The sequence below is a fragment of the Citrobacter sp. GW821-FHT02E08 genome, assembly GCF_059421685.1.
Genome location: NZ_JBWKVL010000009.1, coordinates 169,979 through 186,822, shown reverse-complemented (window position 1 = coordinate 186,822; position 16,844 = coordinate 169,979). Strand labels below are relative to the sequence as shown.

Sequence of the window (16,844 nt, the reverse complement as noted above, 5' to 3'; positions counted from 1 at the left end):
ACTGGTTTTGTCATGAGTCACCTCTGATTGAGAGTTTACTCACTTAGTCGCGTGTCCACTATTCGCGGGTAAGATCAGATGTTGTGGAGGAGCTGGACTATGAAACCATCCTGACAGAGCGAAAGGCGACGCTCGTCTCACTCTATCCCGAAGAGCAACAGGACGCGGTCGCGCGTACGCTGACGTTTGAATCAGAGCCGATCGTGAAACTGCTGCAGGAAAACGCTTATCGGGAGGTTATCTGGCGTCAGCGTGTCAATGAGTCGGCACGGGCGGTGATGCTGGCTTACGCTGCCGGTCATGACCTCGATAACCTCGGCGCAAATTACAACGTTGAGCGTCTTGTTATTACGCCTGCTGATGAGACGACGTTGCCGCCGACACCTGCCGTGATGGAGTCGGACACCGATTATCGTCTGCGTATTCAACAGGCTTTTGAGGGAATGAGTGTGGCCGGGTCGACCGGTGCGTATCAGTTTCATGGCCGCAGCGCTGACGGGCGGGTCGCCGATATCTCTGTTATCAGCCCGGAGCCTGCCTGCGTGACCGTGTCGGTACTGTCCCGGGAGAATAACGGTGCGGCATCCGGGGAGCTGCTCGCCGTGGTGCGTAATGCGCTGAACGATGAGGATGTGAGGCCGGTTGCTGACCGTGTGACTGTGCAGTCGGCGGTCATTGTCGACTACACCATCGATGCCGCGCTTTATCTTTATCCCGGCCCCGAAAGCGAGCCAGTGCTCAGTGCGGCAAAAGCGAAGCTGCAGACTTATATCAACGCGCAGCACCGGCTCGGGCGCGATATCCGCAAGTCTGCCATCTATGCAGCACTCCACGTTGAGGGTGTGCAGCGTGTCGAACTTGTCGCGCCGGTCGCTGACATCGTACTCAATGAGACACAGGCGTCATATTGCACTGCGTACAGCGTAAACATCGGGGGCAACGATGAGTGATACCCGTCTGCTGCCGGTGGGCTCGGCACCGCTTGAGGTGGCGGCGGCGCGCGCCTGCGCGGATATCGAAAATACCCCCGTCCCGCTGCGTCGCCTCTGGAACCCTGACAACTGCCCCGCAAACCTGCTGCCGTGGCTGGCCTGGGCGTTTTCGGTTGACCGCTGGGATGAGGGCTGGCCGGAAGAAACCAAACGCGAGGTTATCCGCAGCGCGTGGTTTATCCATGCGCACAAAGGGACGATAGGCGCGGTGCGTCGTGTGGTCGAGCCGCTCGGGTATCTGATTAACGTGACGGAATGGTGGGAGACGAACGACCCGCCGGGCACGTTTCGCCTTGATATCGGCGTGCTGGAAACCGGTATCACTGAGGAAATGTATTACGAAATGGAAAGGCTGATTGCCGATGCAAAGCCAGCCAGCCGCCATCTTATCGGCCTGAATATTATTCAGGACATACCGGGTTATCTCTACACCGGAGCCCTGACCTATGACGGCGACATCATCACGGTTTACCCCGGATAAGTGAGAACACAATGACAGTGAAATATAAAACCGTTATCACCCGAGCCGGTGCAGAAAAACTGGCGGCGACGACGCTCCCGAACGGGAAGAAAGTCAATTTTGCGGTGATGGCCGTCGGGGACGGTGGCGGTAAACTGCCCGAGCCGGACGCCAGTCAGACAAAGCTCGTCAATGAAGTCTGGCGTCATGTGCTGAACAAAATCAGCCTGGACAAAAAACATAAAAATTATGTCGTGGCGGAGCTGGTGATCCCCCCGGAGACCGGCGGTTTCTGGCTGCGTGAAATGGGGCTTTACGATGACACCGGCACACTGATTGCGGTCGGCAATATGGCCGAAAGTTATAAACCCGAACTGGCGGAAGGGTCAGGCCGCGCGCAGACGCTGCGCATGGTGATCATGGTGAGTGATATCGACACCGTCGAGCTGTTCATCGATACCACGCTTGTGATGGCGACGCAGGATTATGTCGACGATAAACTCGCAGAGCATGAGCAGTCCCGCCGCCATCCTGACGCCACGCTGAAAGAAAAAGGTTTTACGCAGTTAAGCAGTGCGACCGACAGCACCTCTGAGGCGCTCGCCGCAACGCCGAAAGCGGTCAAAGTGGCGTATGACCTTGCGAAAGGTAAATACACGGCTCAGGACGCGACCACAGCACAGAAGGGGATCGTCCAGCTCAGTAGCGCCACCGACAGCGTGTCTGAGACGCTAGCCGCAACGCCAAAAGCGGTGAAAGCGGCGTATGATAATGCTAATGGTCGCGTTCCTTCCTCGCGCAAAATTAACGGACATTCCCTGAATGCTGACATCAGTGTCACCTCGCAGGATATTTTCGACGGTCAGGCTATTGGGCTGGTAATGGAGGATTTAGATACCCTGAAAACGCCGGGTATTTACTTTCAGCCAGCGAACGCCAATACCTCAGCCGCCAGACATTACCCTGAAAATAACGCCGGGACGCTGATCATTTATAAAAATGCCGGAGTGACTCAGGTATACCGGGTTTATAACAGCTCCCGGAGCTACTCGCGCAGCCAGTATTCAACAGGCGCATGGACACCGTGGACGCCTGATGATGTTTTTCCGGTAGGCGCTCCTGTTGCGTGGCCGTCTGACAGCATTCCTGCTGGCTATGCCGTCATGCAGGGACAAACCTTTGATAAAGCCGCGTATCCGCTGCTTGCTGTGGTGTACCCATCGGGTGTTATTCCTGATATGCGGGGCTGGACAATCAAAGGTAAACCCGCAAGTGGGCGTGCAATTTTGTCTCAGGAACAGGACGGCATTAAATCGCATACCCACGGTGCCACCGCATCGAATACCGACTTAGGGACGAAAACCACCAGTGCTTTTGACCACGGAACGAAAACCACCACGACCTTTGATTACGGGACGAAAACCACCAATAACACAGGGGCGCACACGCATCCGATACCAACGTCAGATGGTGCTAACCAAGGTGGGAAAGTCCCGCTAACATCCGGACGACTGGCAACTCAATATACGTCCACGGCAACAGGTTCTGCCGGAGCTCACGCCCATACTGTAGCCATCGGAGCCCACAACCATAATGTTGGTATTGGTGCGCACAGTCATACTGTGGCAATAGGGGCTCACGGACATAACATCACTGTCAACGCAGCCGGTAACGCTGAAAACACCGTCAAAAACATCGCATTCAACTATATCGTGAGGCTTGCCTGATGACTTTCAAAATGACCGGGAAAAGCCGGACAATTACTGTTTATAACTATCGCGCAGATACCTGTGAATTTATTGGAAAAGGTGACGCCCTGATCCCACCATTTACCGGACTTCCTGCCTGTTGTACCAGTGAAAAACCGCCAGAAACCAGCGCGGGATGTATTCCCGTTTATGACACTGAAAACGGGCGCTGGAATACCACTGAAGATCACCGGGGGGAGATTGTCTTTGACACCGAAACAGGTCACCAGGTGGAGATAACCGAACCGGGTAAATATCCGACAGGGACGACAACCGCTGCACCTGAAAATCAGTGGCAAAAATGGAATGGTAAAGCATGGGTTGATGATGCGGTTGCAAAGCAAAATGCACAGATTGAGGATGCGAAGAATTTAAAAAATACACTTTTAAAAAATGCAAACGAGAATATTGCGACTTTACAGGACGCTGTCGATTTTGACATGGCAACAGAGAGTGAAATCTCGCAATTAAAGGCATGGAAACAATACAGGGTACGACTAAACCGTGTTGATCCTTACGAGGCACCGGAAATCATCTGGCCGGATGAAATTTAACATTCGCATCAAGGGTAGTCATGATGATTAGGCTACCCTTTATGACACCGTTGTTATGATATGTTGTTATGGCTAATGAATCGGGTCGTTTTAGTCGTAACAAGCGTACAATCATCCGGGATGTCACAGTTAACGAATGACATCGCTCCAATTTTCACATTATTTCCAATTGTATGATTCAGTCCGACAATACATGTGTTTGCACCGATATCAACATTATCCCCAATGTGCAATTTGAATGATTTGCCATCGCTGTCTTTTTGACCGATTGTTGTGTTTTGGCGTATGACTAAGTTTTCACCTATGTCTACCAAATGATGAATTACAATTCCATGATGGTGTGGGATTTTTAATCCTTTTCCAATATTTGCACCAAGTGATATTTCGCAGCCAAATTTTTCCATCAGGTGAGCATTGATTTGCTTAGCCGCTTTTTTTTGTAATTTCCCACCGTTCAAATACATCTCATTTGCGAGACGCCACCAAAAAATAAAATTTCTGCCCCGGTGTTTTTTCTCTCTTAAAAGACGGTGCAATGAAAATTTCTCTCTTCTGATAACCTCCGCTTTCCAGTAATTCAGCAGGTTGTGTGTATTGCCAAAAAAAATAAAATTTAAAGCTAAAACGTACTTAAACATGACCAGCCCTGAACAGTAATTTTCTGTATTACATTATGTTTTTGCATCATCCCGATGCACCCTCGCAACATATGATTACATAAAATCATCCAGATTAACTGACAAATATCGTGACTGCCCGAATATTCACCGCTGTTGTGCCAGACCTTAGCCAACCCTGACAAATAGCCCCTCCTCACCACACAACAGAAAATACACTCACCCCTTAACCACGGAGTTAAACGGATGAGTGACTATCATCATGGCGTCGAGGTCATCGAGATTAACGATGGCGTGCGCACCATTTCCACCGTTTCGACGGCCATTATCGGCATGGTCTGTACAGCCAGCGATGCTGACGAAAAAACATTTCCCCTCAATGAGCCGGTGCTCATTACGAACGTGCAGAGCGCTATCGGTAAAGCCGGTAAACAGGGCACGCTGTCGACGTCCCTGCAGGCTATCGCTGACCAGTGCAAGCCGGTCATCGTGGCCGTGCGTGTGGCCGAAGGTATTGAAGACCCGGAGAACCCCGAGGCGGCGCACAAACAGACCATTTCCAATATCATCGGCACCACCGACGAAAACGGCAAATATACCGGCCTGAAAGCGCTGCTGACGGCGCAGACCGTCACCGGTGTGAAGCCGCGCATTCTCGGCGTGCCGGGTCTGGACCCGCAGGAAGTGGCGACGGCACTCGCGTCCACCTGCCAGAGCCTGCGCGCCTTTGGCTATGCCAGCGCGTGGGGCTGCAAAACCATTTCTGACGCCATTAACTACCGCGAGAATTTCAGCCAGCGTGAGATGATGGTTATCTTCCCTGATTTTCTGGCATGGGACACCACGGCGAATGAGACTGCGACAGCCTGGGCAACGGCGCGTGCGCTCGGTCTGCGCGCCAAAATTGACCAGACCGTCGGCTGGCATAAAACCCTGTCAAACGTCGGCGTGAATGGCGTCACCGGCGTCAGCGCCTCTGTGTCGTGGGATTTGCAGGAGCCCGCGACCGACGCCAACCTGCTTAACAAAGCCGGTGTTACGACGCTTATCCGCAATGACGGTTTCAAGTTTTGGGGAAACCGCACCTGCTCGGATGACCCGCTTTTCCTGTATGAGAACTACACCCGCACCGCGCAGGTACTGGCCGACACGATGGCGGAGGCGCACGCGTGGGCGATGGATAAACCCATTACCCCGACCCTCATTCGTGACATCGTTTCGGGCATCAATGCCAAATTCCGCGAGCTGAAAAATAACGGGTATATCGTTGACGGCTCCTGCTGGTATGACCCGGAGTCAAACGAGACTGCGACCCTGAAAGTCGGGAAACTGTATATCGATTATGACTACACCCCCGTCCCGCCGATGGAGAACCTGACCCAGCGCCAGCGCATCACCGATACCTATCTGGCGAATCTGTCGGACTCGGTCAACAGCTAAGGAGCTCAGAGCATGGCGTTACCCCGCAAACTTAAATATCTGAATATGTTCAACGATGGCCTCAGCTACATGGGCGTCGTTGAGTCCGTCACCCTGCCAAAACTGACCCGCAAGCTGGAGAAATATCGCGGAGGCGGGATGCCGGGCGCGGTATCAATTGACCTCGGCCTCGATGACGACGCGCTGTCGCTGGAATGGACGCTCGGCGGTCTGCCTGACGTTGAACTGTGGGCGCAGTATGCCTCGCCGGGGGCTGACAGTGTGCCGCTGCGCTTTACCGGCTCTTTCCAGCGTGATGACACCGGCGCGATTTCTGCCGTCGAGGTGGTGATGCGTGGCCGTCACAAAGAATATGACGGCGGTGAGAACAAGCAGGGCGAAAGCGGCACGACCAAAATGTCGACCGAGTGCGCCTATTACCAGCTCACGATTGATGGCCGCGAAGTCATCGAGATTGACGTCGTTAACATGGTGCTGAAAGTCGACGGCGTCGACCGTCTGGCAGAGCACCGCAGGGCGATTGGCCTGTAATCCCTTACCCGGTCAGTGAGGCTGGCCGGTCACTTTTCCTGATGAGAATACCCATGAAAAATATCAATGAAACTGCCGTTGCTGACACTGAAACCGTCAATCCGAATGTGGTGATTTTTGATACCCCGCTGATGCGCGGTGAGCAGAAAATTGAACAGGTCACGTTAACCAAACCGAACGCGGGAACCCTGCGCGGGGTGTCACTGGCGTCGCTGGCGAATTCCGACGTTGATGCGCTGATTAAGGTGCTGCCGCGCATGACATATCCGGCACTGACCGAGCACGAACTCGCGCGTCTGGATGCGTCAGACCTGATTTCGCTGGCCGGTAAGGTGGTCGGTTTTTTGTCACCGGCTTCGGGTCGCTGACCTTCCCGGAAAAACTGTCGGTCGATGACCTGATGGCGGATATTGCGGTGATCTTCCACTGGCCGCCATCAGAGCTGAATTCCCTGAGCGTGACCGAGCTCCTGACATGGCGCGATAAGGCGCTGCAAAGAAGCGGAAGCCATCATGAGCAATAACGTCAGAATCGAGGTGCTGCTGAACGCAGTTGACCGGGCAAGCCGCCCGCTAAAAGCGATTCAGAACGCCAGCAAATCTCTGTCCGGTGATATCCGCAATTCACAGAAAAGCCTGCGCGAACTTAATGCGCAGGCGTCCCGTATTGACGGATTCCGCAAAGCCAGCGCACAGCTTGCCGTGACCGGTCACGCGCTTGATAAAGCGAAACAGGAAGCCGAAGCGCTCGCCACGCAGTTTAAAAATACGGAGCGCCCGACGCGTGCGCAGGCACAGGTGCTTGAATCCGCAAAGCGCGCCGCCGAAGGGCTGCAGACGAAATACAACAGCCTCACGGAGTCAGTAAAGCGCCAGCAGCGCGAGCTCGGTGCGGCGGGAATTAATACCCGTAATCTGGCAAATGATGAGCGGGGGCTTAAATCCCGCATCAGTGAAACCACCGCGCAGCTCAACCGTCAGCGTGAGGCACTGGCGAAAGTCAGCGCACAGCAGGCGAAGTTAAGCCGGGTGAAAGAACGATATCAGGCCGGTAAATCACTGGCCGGTAACGCGGCGGCGGCGGGCGCTGCCGGTGTCGGCATTGCGACGGCGGGAACGATGACCGGGGTTAAACTGCTGATGCCGGGCTATGAATTTGCGCAGAAGAACTCAGAGCTGCAGGCGGTGCTCGGTGTCGACAAACAGTCACCCGAAATGCAGGCGCTGCGTAAACAGGCGCGCCAGCTCGGGGACAATACGGCGGCCTCTGCCGATGATGCGGCGGGGGCGCAGATTATTATCGCCAAAAGCGGCGGAGATGCGGCGGCGATTCAGGCGGCGACGCCGGTCACGCTGAATATGGCGCTGTCCAACAAGCGCACAATGGAAGAGAACGCCGCGCTGCTGACCGGGATGAAATCAGCGTTTCAGCTCTCAAATGACAAGGTCGCGCATATTGGTGATGTTCTCTCGATGACGATGAACAAAACCGCCGCCGATTTTGACGGGATGAGCGATGCGCTGACCTATGCCGCACCGGTGGCGAAAAATGCCGGGGTGAGTATCGAAGAAACCGCCGCGATGGTGGGGGCGCTGCACGACTCTAAAATCACCGGCTCGATGGCGGGAACGGGAAGCCGTGCTGTTATGAGTCGCCTGCAGGCACCAACCGGTAAAGCGTACGACGCCATCAAAGAGCTCGGCATTAAAACGAGCGACAGCAAAGGCAATACGCGCCCGATATTTTCCATCCTGAAGGAAATGCAGCGCAGTTTTGAGAAAAACAATCTCGGAACGGGTCAGAAAGCCGAATACATGAAAACCATTTTCGGGGAGGAAGCCAGCTCAGCGGCCGCCGTGCTGATGACGGCGGCCTCAACCGGCAAGCTCGATAAGCTCACCGCCGCGTTTAAAGCCTCGGACGGCAAGACTGAGGAGCTGGTTAAGGTTATGCAGGATAACCTCGGCGGCGACTTCAAAGAATTTCAGTCAGCCTATGAGGCGGTCGGGACTGACCTGTTTGACCAGCAGGAGGGCTCACTGCGTAAGCTGACGCAGACGGCCACGCAGTATGTGCTCAGACTCGACGGCTGGATCCAGAAAAATAAGGGGCTGGCGACCACTATCGGCGTGGTGGTCGGGGGCGCGCTGGCACTAATCGGGGTGATGGGCGGGATTGGCCTTATCGCATGGCCGGTGGTAATGGGGATAAATGCCATCATTGCGGCGGCTGGTGTGCTTGGTGTGGTTTTCAGTACGGTCGGCGGCGCGATTGTCACGGCCATTGGCGCAATCAGCCTGCCGGTGCTGGCGGTGGTGGCTGGTGCGCTGCTCATCCGCAAATACTGGGAGCCGATTGGTGCATTCTTCTCGGGCATGGTGGAGGGGCTTAAAGCTGCCTTTGCCCCGGTGGGGGCGATGTTTACCCCGCTCGCGCCGGTGTTTGATGCCATTGCGGAAAAGCTGGGCGTTGTCTGCCAGTGGTTTAAAGACCTGCTTGCGCCGGTGAAAGCCACGCAGGACACGCTCGACAGTTGCAAAAATGTCGGCGTGGCGTTTGGTCAGGCGCTGGCTGATGCGCTGATGACGCCGCTCAACCTATTTAACAGCTTGGGTGGCAAGGTTGACTGGCTGCTGGAGAAACTCGGCGTTATCAAAAAAGAATCGACCGACCTCGACCAGACTGCAGCCAAAGCGGATAAGGCTTCACCGGGTGGCGGGTATATCCCTGCGACCGCAGGCTATGGCGGCTATCAGGCGTATCAGCCGGTCACTGCGCCTGCAGGTCGCTCTTATATCGACCAGAGCAAAAGCGAATACAACATCACCCTGCAGGGTGGCGCTGTGCCGGGTGGAGACCTTGACCGCCAGCTCCGCGACGCCGTCGACAAACTTGACCGTGAAAAGCGTGCGCGTCAGCGATCCGATATGAGACTCGACTGAGAGAGGGGGCAAAATGTTAATGGTGCTGGGCTTTTTTGTGTTTGAACGGCGCACTCTGCCGCATCAGTCGATGCAGTATTCGAAGGACTACCGCTGGGTGTCCAATGACCGTATCGGCAAACGACCGGCTTATCAGTTTCTCGGGGAGGGTGAGACCTCGCGCACCCTGTCGGGGACGCTGTACCCTGAAATCACCGGCGGGCGTCTGTCGCTGCTGGCGATTGAGCTGATGGCCGACGAGGGGCGTGCATGGCCGCTGATTGACGGAACCGGCATGATCCACGGGATGTACATTATCGATAAAGTGACCCACAACCACACCGAGCTTTTCAGCGACGGTGCGGCGAAAAAAATCGAATTCAGTCTGTCCCTGAAACGCGTCGACGAGTCGCTCGCGGCCATGTATGGCGACCTGAAAACGCAGGCGGATAATCTGGTCACGTCTGCCAGTGAATGGGCGGGAGGGCTGGCAGGATGATAACAGGGATGAATATTCAGGCCGGGGCGCGTGTGGCCCCTGCGTATATGCTCACGCTGGATGGGGAGGATATCACGCAGAATTTCAGCGACCGGCTCATCGGCCTGACCATGACCGACAATCGCGGATTTGAGGCTGACCAGCTCGATATCGCGCTCGATGATACCGACGGGCTGGTCGAGTTGCCGCCGCGCGGGGCATCGCTGACGTTGTGGCTGGGCTGGCAGGGTTCCGCACTGGTCAATAAGGGGAGTTTTACGGTCGATGAAATCGAGCACCGGGGCGCGCCTGATACGCTGACCATCCGGGGACGCAGCGCGGATTTTCGCGGGTCGCTGAACTCGCGGCGCGAGCAGTCATGGCACGACACCACGCTCGGGGTGATTGTGGAGACCATCGCGCAGCGTAATAAGCTGACGGCCAGTGTTGCTAACTCTCTGAAAGCCATCGCCATTCCCCATATCGACCAGACGCAGGAATCCGACGCGGCGTTTTTGTCCCGCCTTGCTGAGCGTAACGGTGCATCCGTGTCGGTGAAAGCCGGGAAATTATTATTCCTGAAAGCCGGTAGTGCGATGACGGCCAGTGGTAAGCCGATCCCTCAAATGACTGTTGAACGTGGCGACGGCGACCGCCATCAGTTCGCCATTGCAGACAGGGAGGCTTACACCGGCGTGACGGCGAAATGGCTACATACCAAAGACCCGAAACCACAAAAGCAAAAGGTGAAGCTCAAACGTAAACCCAAAGAGCAGCATCTGCGTGCGCTGCAGCACCCGAAAGCCACTAAAACATCGACAAAGGCCAAAGAGAAAAAGGCGCAGGAAGCACAGGAAGGTGAGTATATGGCCGGAGAGTCTGACAACGTTCTTGAGCTCACGACCATCTATGCAACAAAGGCGCAGGCCATGCGCGCGGCTCAGGCAAAGTGGGACAGGATACAGCGAGGCGTGGCGGAATTTTCCATTACGCTTGCCACTGGCCGGGCTGATTTATTTCCCGAAACGCCGGTGGCCGTGAAAGGCTTTAAGCGCGTGATAGACGAGCAGGCATGGATAATCAGCCGTGTGGTGCACAACCTTAACGGGAGTGGCTTCACGACGGGCTTAGAGCTTGAGGTTAAGGTTTCTGATGTAGAGTATGAGAGCGAAGAAATAGCGCAGTAATTTACTATATGTGTTTGTTTTATAAGATTAAAATGAGTAAAATCACTGTATTGAAAACGCTCAGAGGTGCTCATCATGTTTCATTGCCCGAAATGCCATTACGCCGCCCATGCCCGCACGAGTCGCTATTTTTCTGACACCACAAAAGAGCGGTATCATCAGTGCACAAACATCAACTGCAGTTGTACTTTTGTCACGACAGAAACCGTTGAGCGTTTCATCGTTTCGCCGGGAGAAGTCGTACCGGCTCCACCGCACCCGACGATGACCGGTCAGCATCAAATGCCCTGGCTGTGAGCCAAAAGAAAAGCCCCGCAATTGCGGGGCTTTGTGTATGGCAAAGCTAATTACACTACTGATAGTAAAAACTGTAAGGAGTTATTCGTAATCGTCTAAAGTCCCTGATATATGACCTTCTTCAATTTGTCCAAGGCCAAATTTACCAACCACAACGTTACTCTTCATTTGTATTAAAACTGACATGCTACGACCAGAAACTCCTTCTTCTTTGTAATGATAGCCACTCGCACTTGCTGATAGATCTGCATAAAAACCATTATCAAACTCAAACTGCTCAATACTAATATCGTCAACTTCATCAAAAGTCGTATCTGATTCTGCCATTGCACCTGAAAGTCCATCAGATTGGAATATGTCATATCGATTGTTTTCAAAGTGTTCTCTGCATCTTTCCGCAAGTTCATCGCCAGGGATTAACTTGAAAGGTAAACCATCAAAGATTAGTTCAAAATGATTAAATATCATATCTGCAGTTAAGTCTTCATTGTCAGAGTTTTCAGCTAAAACTATTTTTTCTAGGCGCTTGGCTAACTCATCATCGTAATAAACAAATTCTACTTTGTCTAAATTCTCATTGTTAAAATCTTTATCTGCTAGCAACTCATTAAAGCTCTCATAACCGAAAAGTGCAGCAACAATATCGCCTAATGAACGTAATGATATTTTAATATCATCTTCATTTAAACTTTCTTCTATTTTCAGCATTAGAAAGTACGCCGAAGGAAATCGGTGTGATGCTAAGGTTGCCCTGGCTTTTGCAGTGCTACTCTCAAATCGAACTCTCTCTAAATCAGCTTGCTTAATTTTTCTCTCTAAATCTAATGCTGACTGTTTTTCTCTGTTTTCTGCATCTTGTGTTATTGCTTCTTGTTCTTTAGCTTTTAGATTTGCTTCCAAAGTTTTGGCTGCTAAACGAGAACTTCTTTGTCTTAAATGCTCTTGTACTTCATTTCTTTTGTCAATATCTAACTGGACTAGTTGCTCAAGGAACTGTTTATTTGGGTCTGCTCTAAGCCTTTCTTTATTGAGTTCCTTTTGCTGATTGATCTTAGCTAATTCAATATTTACAGCCTGCCCATGTAATCTCTCACTAGCCCATCGTTGGATGAAGTTAATTGCTATAGATACCCAAGGAAATGCTAAAAGATAAAATAGGGTGATTAGGAATGGGATTGTAAATAAATAGTTTATTTTAAAAAGAGGAGTTTCGTGTAGATAATTATAGAAAATATTGATGCGTTCGGTAACTTTTCCCTCTCCCCAAAAGAGTATAGATAACTGATACCAGTTACAAGCAATCCAAGTACAAAAAAAGGTTCCAATAAATGGGTCATTTATTCTTGTTTTAGCATTTCCGGCTATTGATGAGAAGATATCGTCTAGAAATTTCATCTTATTTCCATAGTACAGTAATTGAACATTCATGTTACTGAAAAATCAAAACTACTCTCTGTCGTTACTGACGTTATTAGAACCAGTATCGTAGAGTTCCTACTCTGATGATAGCCTGCTTCAGGGGCATTATCACCTTCTTTACTAATACAGAGTGAAAGGATACCACATGTAAGTAAAATGTAATGTTTTTGGTCGTTGGTGAGTATTGATGTGGTGAGTTTCTGTAGAAAAATGGGATAGGAGAGATAATCTGAACTATGGATCTTGACTTTTCTAATCACGTGCAAAGTGAGTTTACTTGGCTGAGTAAATAATCAACAAATTGGTGGGGTTAAGCAATGTCTAAATCGATGTATCAATAAAAAACTAAAGCCCCGCATGGCGAGGCTTTTAGTATCGATGTGGTCAACGTGTGGACATTTGAAGAAATAAATCCATTTATTTCAGTAGATTACAGGCAAAAAAATACGCCTGCGTAAGGGAGATTACGCAGGCTAAGGAGGTGGTTCCTGGTACAGCTAGCATTTATGGGTTATGTTTTTCAGCGGATGGATAATACCCTCAATAAACGAAGCGGTATGTGATCGGTTTCTAAAAATCATTCCATCATGAAAAAATAACATGAATTAATTACTTAGCATGCGGGTTACGCGTGGATTCACCGGCAAAATTACGCATTAACAATGCATAGTTAAGGTCGATATCCTGTGGGATTGGCATCCAGACTGTGTAACCGTCACCCGGTGCAACAGGCATTGCTTCGCCTTTGGCATTTTCCATCTGCTCCAGGGTAAAGTTCACATTGCCTTGCGGCGTCATCAGTTCGAGGCTGTCGCCGACGGTGAATTTATTCTTCACGATTACCGCAGCCAGTTCACCTTTACGCTCGCCGGTAAACTCACCGACAAATTGCTGACGCTCTGAGACGGAGAATCCATACTCGTAATTCTGGTAATCGTCATGGGTGTGGCGACGCAGGAAACCTTCGGTGTAACCGCGGTGCGCCAGCCCTTCCAGTGTTTCCAGCAGTTGCGGGTCAAACGGTCGACCCGCTGCGGCATCATCAATCGCTTTGCGGTACACCTGCGCGGTGCGTGCGCAGTAGTAGTAAGACTTGGTACGACCTTCGATTTTCAGAGAATGTACGCCCATCTGCGTCAGACGTTCAACGTGGGCGATGGCACGCAGATCCTTCGAGTTCATGATGTAGGTGCCGTGCTCGTCTTCAAACGCAGTCATGTACTCGCCCGGACGCTGGGCTTCTTCGATCATGAACACTTTGTCAGTGGGCGCGCCAATACCCAGCGTTGGTTCAACGTTCTGGACAGGGATCGGTTCATATTTGTGGACGATATTACCGACCGCATCCTCTTTCCCTTCCTGCACGTTGTATTCCCAACGACAGGCGTTGGTGCAGGTTCCCTGATTTGGGTCGCGCTTGTTTATGTAACCGGAAAGCAGGCAGCGGCCGGAGTAGGCCATGCACAGCGCGCCATGAACGAAGATTTCAATCTCCATTTCGGGCACCTGGTTGCGGATCTCTTCAATCTCTTCCAGCGACAGCTCGCGGGAGAGGATCACGCGCGTCAGCCCCATTTGCTGCCAGAATTTTACCGTCGCCCAGTTGACGGCGTTCGCCTGTACCGAGAGGTGAATAGCCATTTCCGGGAAGTGCTCACGAACCAGCATGATGAGCCCAGGATCGGACATGATCAGGGCATCCGGACCCATTTCCACCACCGGCTTCAGGTCGCGGATAAAGGTTTTCAGTTTCGCGTTATGGGGGGCGATGTTAACAACCACGTAGAATTTTTTGCCAAGCGCATGGGCTTCATTGATGCCGAGCTGCAAATTTTCGTGGTTGAATTCATTGTTGCGCACGCGCAGTGAATAACGCGGTTGGCCCGCATAAACAGCATCTGCGCCATAAGCGAAAGCGTAACGCATATTTTTCAGCGTTCCCGCCGGGGAAAGGAGTTCCGGTTTAAACATAGTTTTCTCGTTCTGATGACAGGTCAGATCCGTCCCAACGGGTGGGACGGTTAGGGGAGTGCCCCCACTTTAAGGGCGGGCATTGTAGCGCTAGCGGGCCTGTGAGTAAACGGCTACACCATCGGGTTGACCTGGCCGGGTAATTCCGAGGCCGGGATACGCACGGTATGCCAGGTATAACGCATGCGTTTCCAGCGCGTATCGAAATGCAGCTTGTAAAGACAATCTCTGACCAGCTCATTGTCGGGGTACAGCGTGTCGGCAAAGTGGGTCCAGCGAGCACTTTTCTTTATATTAAATAACTGCTTATCTTGCTTGTTACCGTACAATCGCGCGAGTGTCACCATCGCCTGAAGCGTGCCTTTGTTCGCTTCCTCCTCGAGCAGCGCTAAATGAGCATGTGCCAGCGTCAGATCGGAAACTTCAAAAATGTTGAGCAGGAATAAATCCTTAGCCTGTTCGTGACCCAACTGATGCGCCTGCCAGAGACTATCGAGGAGATTTTTTTCGTAGCCTGCCCATTTTGCAGGATCGCTTTCTTCTATGCACAGTCGCTGATTGCAGATAGCGAGACTGAAATAAATATCGCGTAAATCCGCTTCGTACCCGCTATAGCCGCCATTGGCGATAAGAGGCCAGGGCGTGTTGTCGCGCTGGGCGATGTGGTCACGCAGAATCTGTGCGGCATGCTGATAATAGTTCAGCGCGGTGGCGGTTTGATAAGGCACAAGGGTGCCATTGTCCCGATTGTTATATTCATCCGCCAGCCAGTGTAGTGCGCCGGGAATATTACGCTCTGCGCCAACCTCGGCCAACGGTACGCAATACTCAGAACGGTTGAGCCAGCCGAAAGAGCGAATGGTCCATTTCCAGGTCGCGCTGTGTTGTATAGCTGAAACGCGGTCCAGCCAGGCATTGCCCCGTTCGGTATTTTTCTCAAAGCCAAACAGTCCCGCGAGCTGGAAATAACCGCGATAAATTACCGCTGCCCAACCTTCAGCGCGCTCTGAATTTTGACAAATAAAATTATAGATCCAGTGGCTGTCGGGGAAATCACGTAGCGCAAACTTGATGGCCTGATAAGTGAAGTAATTGTCTAACTTCTTTTTCTCCATCACTGCATGTTGAATGCAGCCCCAGAGAGCCTCTTCATCGTCTACATCGTCATAGCAGTTAAGCAGCCACCCCAGCGCATTGTGGCGATCTTCCTGATTCCGGGCATGGCAGGCAATGGCTTGCGCTTTCGCGATGGTTTTGATTCTGATCTCAGGTTCGTCAATCTCTTTGACGCTCAGGTCGCGATACTCATCCCACCAAATCAGTAGCTCCAGGTGTTCGCGTTCGCTATCAGAGAGATGAGCACAGGCCCCGGATGCCAGAAACGCATTAATCTCTTGATGGGTGCCGTTCCAGCGCGGCATGCGAAACGGAAGATACTCGCCCAGTGCAGAGTATGCCGTTGGGAAAATCCTCAGACATACTGTGAGCCAGTAATTGGGGCTGAAGTCATCCTCAGTGGTCAGCAACACAGACGGCAGCGGCAGGGAAGGGCAAACGGCGTTTTCCAGCGACAAACCGGAATGAGCCATCAGTGCATTGATTTCCTGCGGCGAACGCTGGTGGTAATCGGCAAGTTTCGGCACGCCTGCGGTGCCGGCGGTGTCATTGCCTTCAAGAAAATCTGCCATCCAGTCGGGAAATCCAAATACCTGCGCGTTGGTGTTGGCGAGTGAAGCGGCCATCCACTGGCGCGGATCGCAGTCGATAGCGTTGATGGCGGCGATCATCATCTGTTCATTACAGGCGCTGGCGCAAATCCACATGGCGTGCGACGTGTCGCGCGCCCAGCCGTAGCTACGGTACAACCATGCGCGATGGTTCCAGTACTGCACTTCGGCAAGCCAGGCGTGTGTGGAGCGCGGACGCGCGTTTTGCCAGGCTTTAATAAGCGCCAGGCCCTCTGGTCCGGCTTCAACGAGCTGCTCCAGATCATAGAGGGGGTTACACATCTGCGTCCAGGCGAGGAAATAGCGTTTTTCCGCTTCCCGACTGGTGAAACTTTCCGTCAGCGCATGGTTAAACAACTCGTCCAGCTCGTCATAGCGAGCCTGACGCAGAAAACTGGCGATATCGGCGATGAACCACTCCCGTTGCCCGCTGTTTTCCGCCATTTTGTGGTTGCACATTGTCGCGGTAGCATTGAGTACGCGATCGTTCAATTCCATATGT

General features: G+C 52.4%; 16 protein-coding genes. 12 read left to right on the top strand and 4 right to left on the bottom strand.

The window, feature by feature from the left end; genetic code table 11:
* The first annotated feature begins 83 nt into the window (after nt 1-83).
* The 4 genes from AC07UY_RS13690 to AC07UY_RS13675 are packed head-to-tail and all read left to right on the top strand — an operon-like array spanning nt 84 to nt 3,754.
* Nucleotides 84-950: a baseplate assembly protein gene (locus AC07UY_RS13690; protein WP_494701285.1), complete on the top strand. Its 867-nt coding sequence runs from the start codon at nt 84-86 to the stop codon at nt 948-950.
* Nucleotides 943-1,473, top strand: coding sequence for a phage tail protein I (locus AC07UY_RS13685; RefSeq protein WP_097408489.1), 531 nt, complete (start codon nt 943-945; stop codon nt 1,471-1,473). The genes AC07UY_RS13690 and AC07UY_RS13685 overlap by 8 nt, the downstream gene beginning before the upstream one ends.
* 11 nt (nt 1,474-1,484) lie before the next feature.
* Nucleotides 1,485-3,179: a phage tail-collar fiber domain-containing protein gene (locus tag AC07UY_RS13680; RefSeq protein WP_494701286.1), complete on the top strand. Its 1,695-nt coding sequence runs from the start codon at nt 1,485-1,487 to the stop codon at nt 3,177-3,179.
* Entirely contained in the window at nt 3,179-3,754 is a 576-nt protein-coding gene (locus tag AC07UY_RS13675) for a tail fiber assembly protein (protein WP_097408487.1), read from the top strand. Before AC07UY_RS13680 ends, AC07UY_RS13675 begins: the two co-directional genes overlap by 1 nt.
* A 53-nt stretch (nt 3,755-3,807) precedes the next feature.
* On the opposite strand, the gene AC07UY_RS13670 is transcribed toward AC07UY_RS13675, so the two are convergent.
* A complete protein-coding gene (locus AC07UY_RS13670; RefSeq protein WP_097757213.1) occupies nt 3,808-4,392 on the bottom strand; it encodes a serine acetyltransferase in 585 nt (194 codons plus the stop codon).
* Nucleotides 4,393-4,617: 225 nt separating this feature from the next.
* On the opposite strand from AC07UY_RS13670, the gene AC07UY_RS13665 reads away from it, so the two are divergent.
* From AC07UY_RS13665 to AC07UY_RS13630, 8 genes are all read left to right on the top strand, one after another.
* Nucleotides 4,618-5,811, top strand: coding sequence for a phage tail sheath protein (locus tag AC07UY_RS13665; RefSeq protein WP_494701287.1), 1,194 nt, complete (start codon nt 4,618-4,620; stop codon nt 5,809-5,811).
* A 12-nt stretch (nt 5,812-5,823) separates the two neighbouring features.
* Complete coding sequence (locus tag AC07UY_RS13660) at nt 5,824-6,342, top strand: phage major tail tube protein (RefSeq protein ID WP_041327772.1); 519 nt, start codon at nt 5,824-5,826, stop codon at nt 6,340-6,342.
* 53 nt (nt 6,343-6,395) lie between these two features.
* A complete protein-coding gene (locus tag AC07UY_RS13655; RefSeq protein ID WP_494701288.1) occupies nt 6,396-6,710 on the top strand; it encodes a phage tail assembly protein in 315 nt (104 codons plus the stop codon).
* A 32-nt stretch (nt 6,711-6,742) separates the two neighbouring features.
* Nucleotides 6,743-6,865, top strand: coding sequence for a GpE family phage tail protein (locus AC07UY_RS13650; RefSeq protein WP_000763322.1), 123 nt, complete (start codon nt 6,743-6,745; stop codon nt 6,863-6,865).
* Complete coding sequence (locus AC07UY_RS13645) at nt 6,855-9,284, top strand: phage tail tape measure protein (protein ID WP_494701289.1); 2,430 nt, start codon at nt 6,855-6,857, stop codon at nt 9,282-9,284. Before AC07UY_RS13650 ends, AC07UY_RS13645 begins: the two co-directional genes overlap by 11 nt.
* A gap of 13 nt (nt 9,285-9,297) precedes the next feature.
* Nucleotides 9,298-9,762, top strand: a complete 465-nt coding sequence (locus tag AC07UY_RS13640) for a phage tail protein (protein WP_135911792.1) — start codon at nt 9,298-9,300, stop codon at nt 9,760-9,762.
* Entirely contained in the window at nt 9,759-10,928 is a 1,170-nt protein-coding gene (locus AC07UY_RS13635; protein WP_494660231.1) for a phage late control D family protein, read from the top strand. Before AC07UY_RS13640 ends, AC07UY_RS13635 begins: the two co-directional genes overlap by 4 nt.
* A 75-nt stretch (nt 10,929-11,003) precedes the next feature.
* Nucleotides 11,004-11,225, top strand: a complete 222-nt coding sequence (locus tag AC07UY_RS13630) for a DNA-binding transcriptional regulator (RefSeq protein WP_047090157.1) — start codon at nt 11,004-11,006, stop codon at nt 11,223-11,225.
* A gap of 81 nt (nt 11,226-11,306) precedes the next feature.
* Here AC07UY_RS13630 and AC07UY_RS13625 read toward each other — a convergent pair whose 3' ends face one another.
* The 3 genes from AC07UY_RS13625 to AC07UY_RS13615 all read right to left on the bottom strand — a co-directional run bounded on the left by AC07UY_RS13625 (nt 11,307) and on the right by AC07UY_RS13615 (nt 16,840).
* Entirely contained in the window at nt 11,307-12,620 is a 1,314-nt protein-coding gene (locus tag AC07UY_RS13625) for a hypothetical protein (RefSeq protein ID WP_494660232.1), read from the bottom strand.
* A gap of 633 nt (nt 12,621-13,253) precedes the next feature.
* Nucleotides 13,254-14,615 (bottom strand): prephenate-dependent tRNA uridine(34) hydroxylase TrhP, encoded by a 1,362-nt coding sequence (gene trhP, locus AC07UY_RS13620; RefSeq protein WP_203360695.1) that lies wholly within the window; start codon nt 14,613-14,615, stop codon nt 13,254-13,256.
* Between the two features lie 113 nt (nt 14,616-14,728).
* Nucleotides 14,729-16,840 carry a DUF4034 domain-containing protein gene (locus AC07UY_RS13615; RefSeq protein WP_494660233.1) on the bottom strand — a complete coding sequence of 704 codons (2,112 nt, stop codon included), beginning with the start codon at nt 16,838-16,840 and terminating at the stop codon, nt 14,729-14,731.
* Nucleotides 16,841-16,844 lie beyond the last annotated feature (4 nt).

What these genes read in the sequence shown, in the direction of transcription:
- AC07UY_RS13625 (WP_494660232.1), bottom strand. Translation starts at nt 12,620, where the DNA reads ATGAAATTTCTAGACGATATCTTCTCATCAATAGCCGGAAATGCTAAA.
- AC07UY_RS13665 (WP_494701287.1), top strand. Translation starts at nt 4,618, where the DNA reads ATGAGTGACTATCATCATGGCGTCGAGGTCATCGAGATTAACGATGGC.
- AC07UY_RS13655 (WP_494701288.1), top strand. Translation starts at nt 6,396, where the DNA reads ATGAAAAATATCAATGAAACTGCCGTTGCTGACACTGAAACCGTCAAT.
- AC07UY_RS13675 (WP_097408487.1), top strand. Translation starts at nt 3,179, where the DNA reads ATGACTTTCAAAATGACCGGGAAAAGCCGGACAATTACTGTTTATAAC.
- AC07UY_RS13680 (WP_494701286.1), top strand. Translation starts at nt 1,485, where the DNA reads ATGACAGTGAAATATAAAACCGTTATCACCCGAGCCGGTGCAGAAAAA.
- AC07UY_RS13660 (WP_041327772.1), top strand. Translation starts at nt 5,824, where the DNA reads ATGGCGTTACCCCGCAAACTTAAATATCTGAATATGTTCAACGATGGC.
- AC07UY_RS13645 (WP_494701289.1), top strand. Translation starts at nt 6,855, where the DNA reads ATGAGCAATAACGTCAGAATCGAGGTGCTGCTGAACGCAGTTGACCGG.
- AC07UY_RS13615 (WP_494660233.1), bottom strand. Translation starts at nt 16,840, where the DNA reads ATGGAATTGAACGATCGCGTACTCAATGCTACCGCGACAATGTGCAAC.
- AC07UY_RS13635 (WP_494660231.1), top strand. Translation starts at nt 9,759, where the DNA reads ATGATAACAGGGATGAATATTCAGGCCGGGGCGCGTGTGGCCCCTGCG.
- AC07UY_RS13640 (WP_135911792.1), top strand. Translation starts at nt 9,298, where the DNA reads ATGTTAATGGTGCTGGGCTTTTTTGTGTTTGAACGGCGCACTCTGCCG.
- AC07UY_RS13630 (WP_047090157.1), top strand. Translation starts at nt 11,004, where the DNA reads ATGTTTCATTGCCCGAAATGCCATTACGCCGCCCATGCCCGCACGAGT.
- AC07UY_RS13650 (WP_000763322.1), top strand. Translation starts at nt 6,743, where the DNA reads ATGGCGGATATTGCGGTGATCTTCCACTGGCCGCCATCAGAGCTGAAT.
- AC07UY_RS13670 (WP_097757213.1), bottom strand. Translation starts at nt 4,392, where the DNA reads ATGTTTAAGTACGTTTTAGCTTTAAATTTTATTTTTTTTGGCAATACA.
- AC07UY_RS13685 (WP_097408489.1), top strand. Translation starts at nt 943, where the DNA reads ATGAGTGATACCCGTCTGCTGCCGGTGGGCTCGGCACCGCTTGAGGTG.
- trhP (WP_203360695.1), bottom strand. Translation starts at nt 14,615, where the DNA reads ATGTTTAAACCGGAACTCCTTTCCCCGGCGGGAACGCTGAAAAATATG.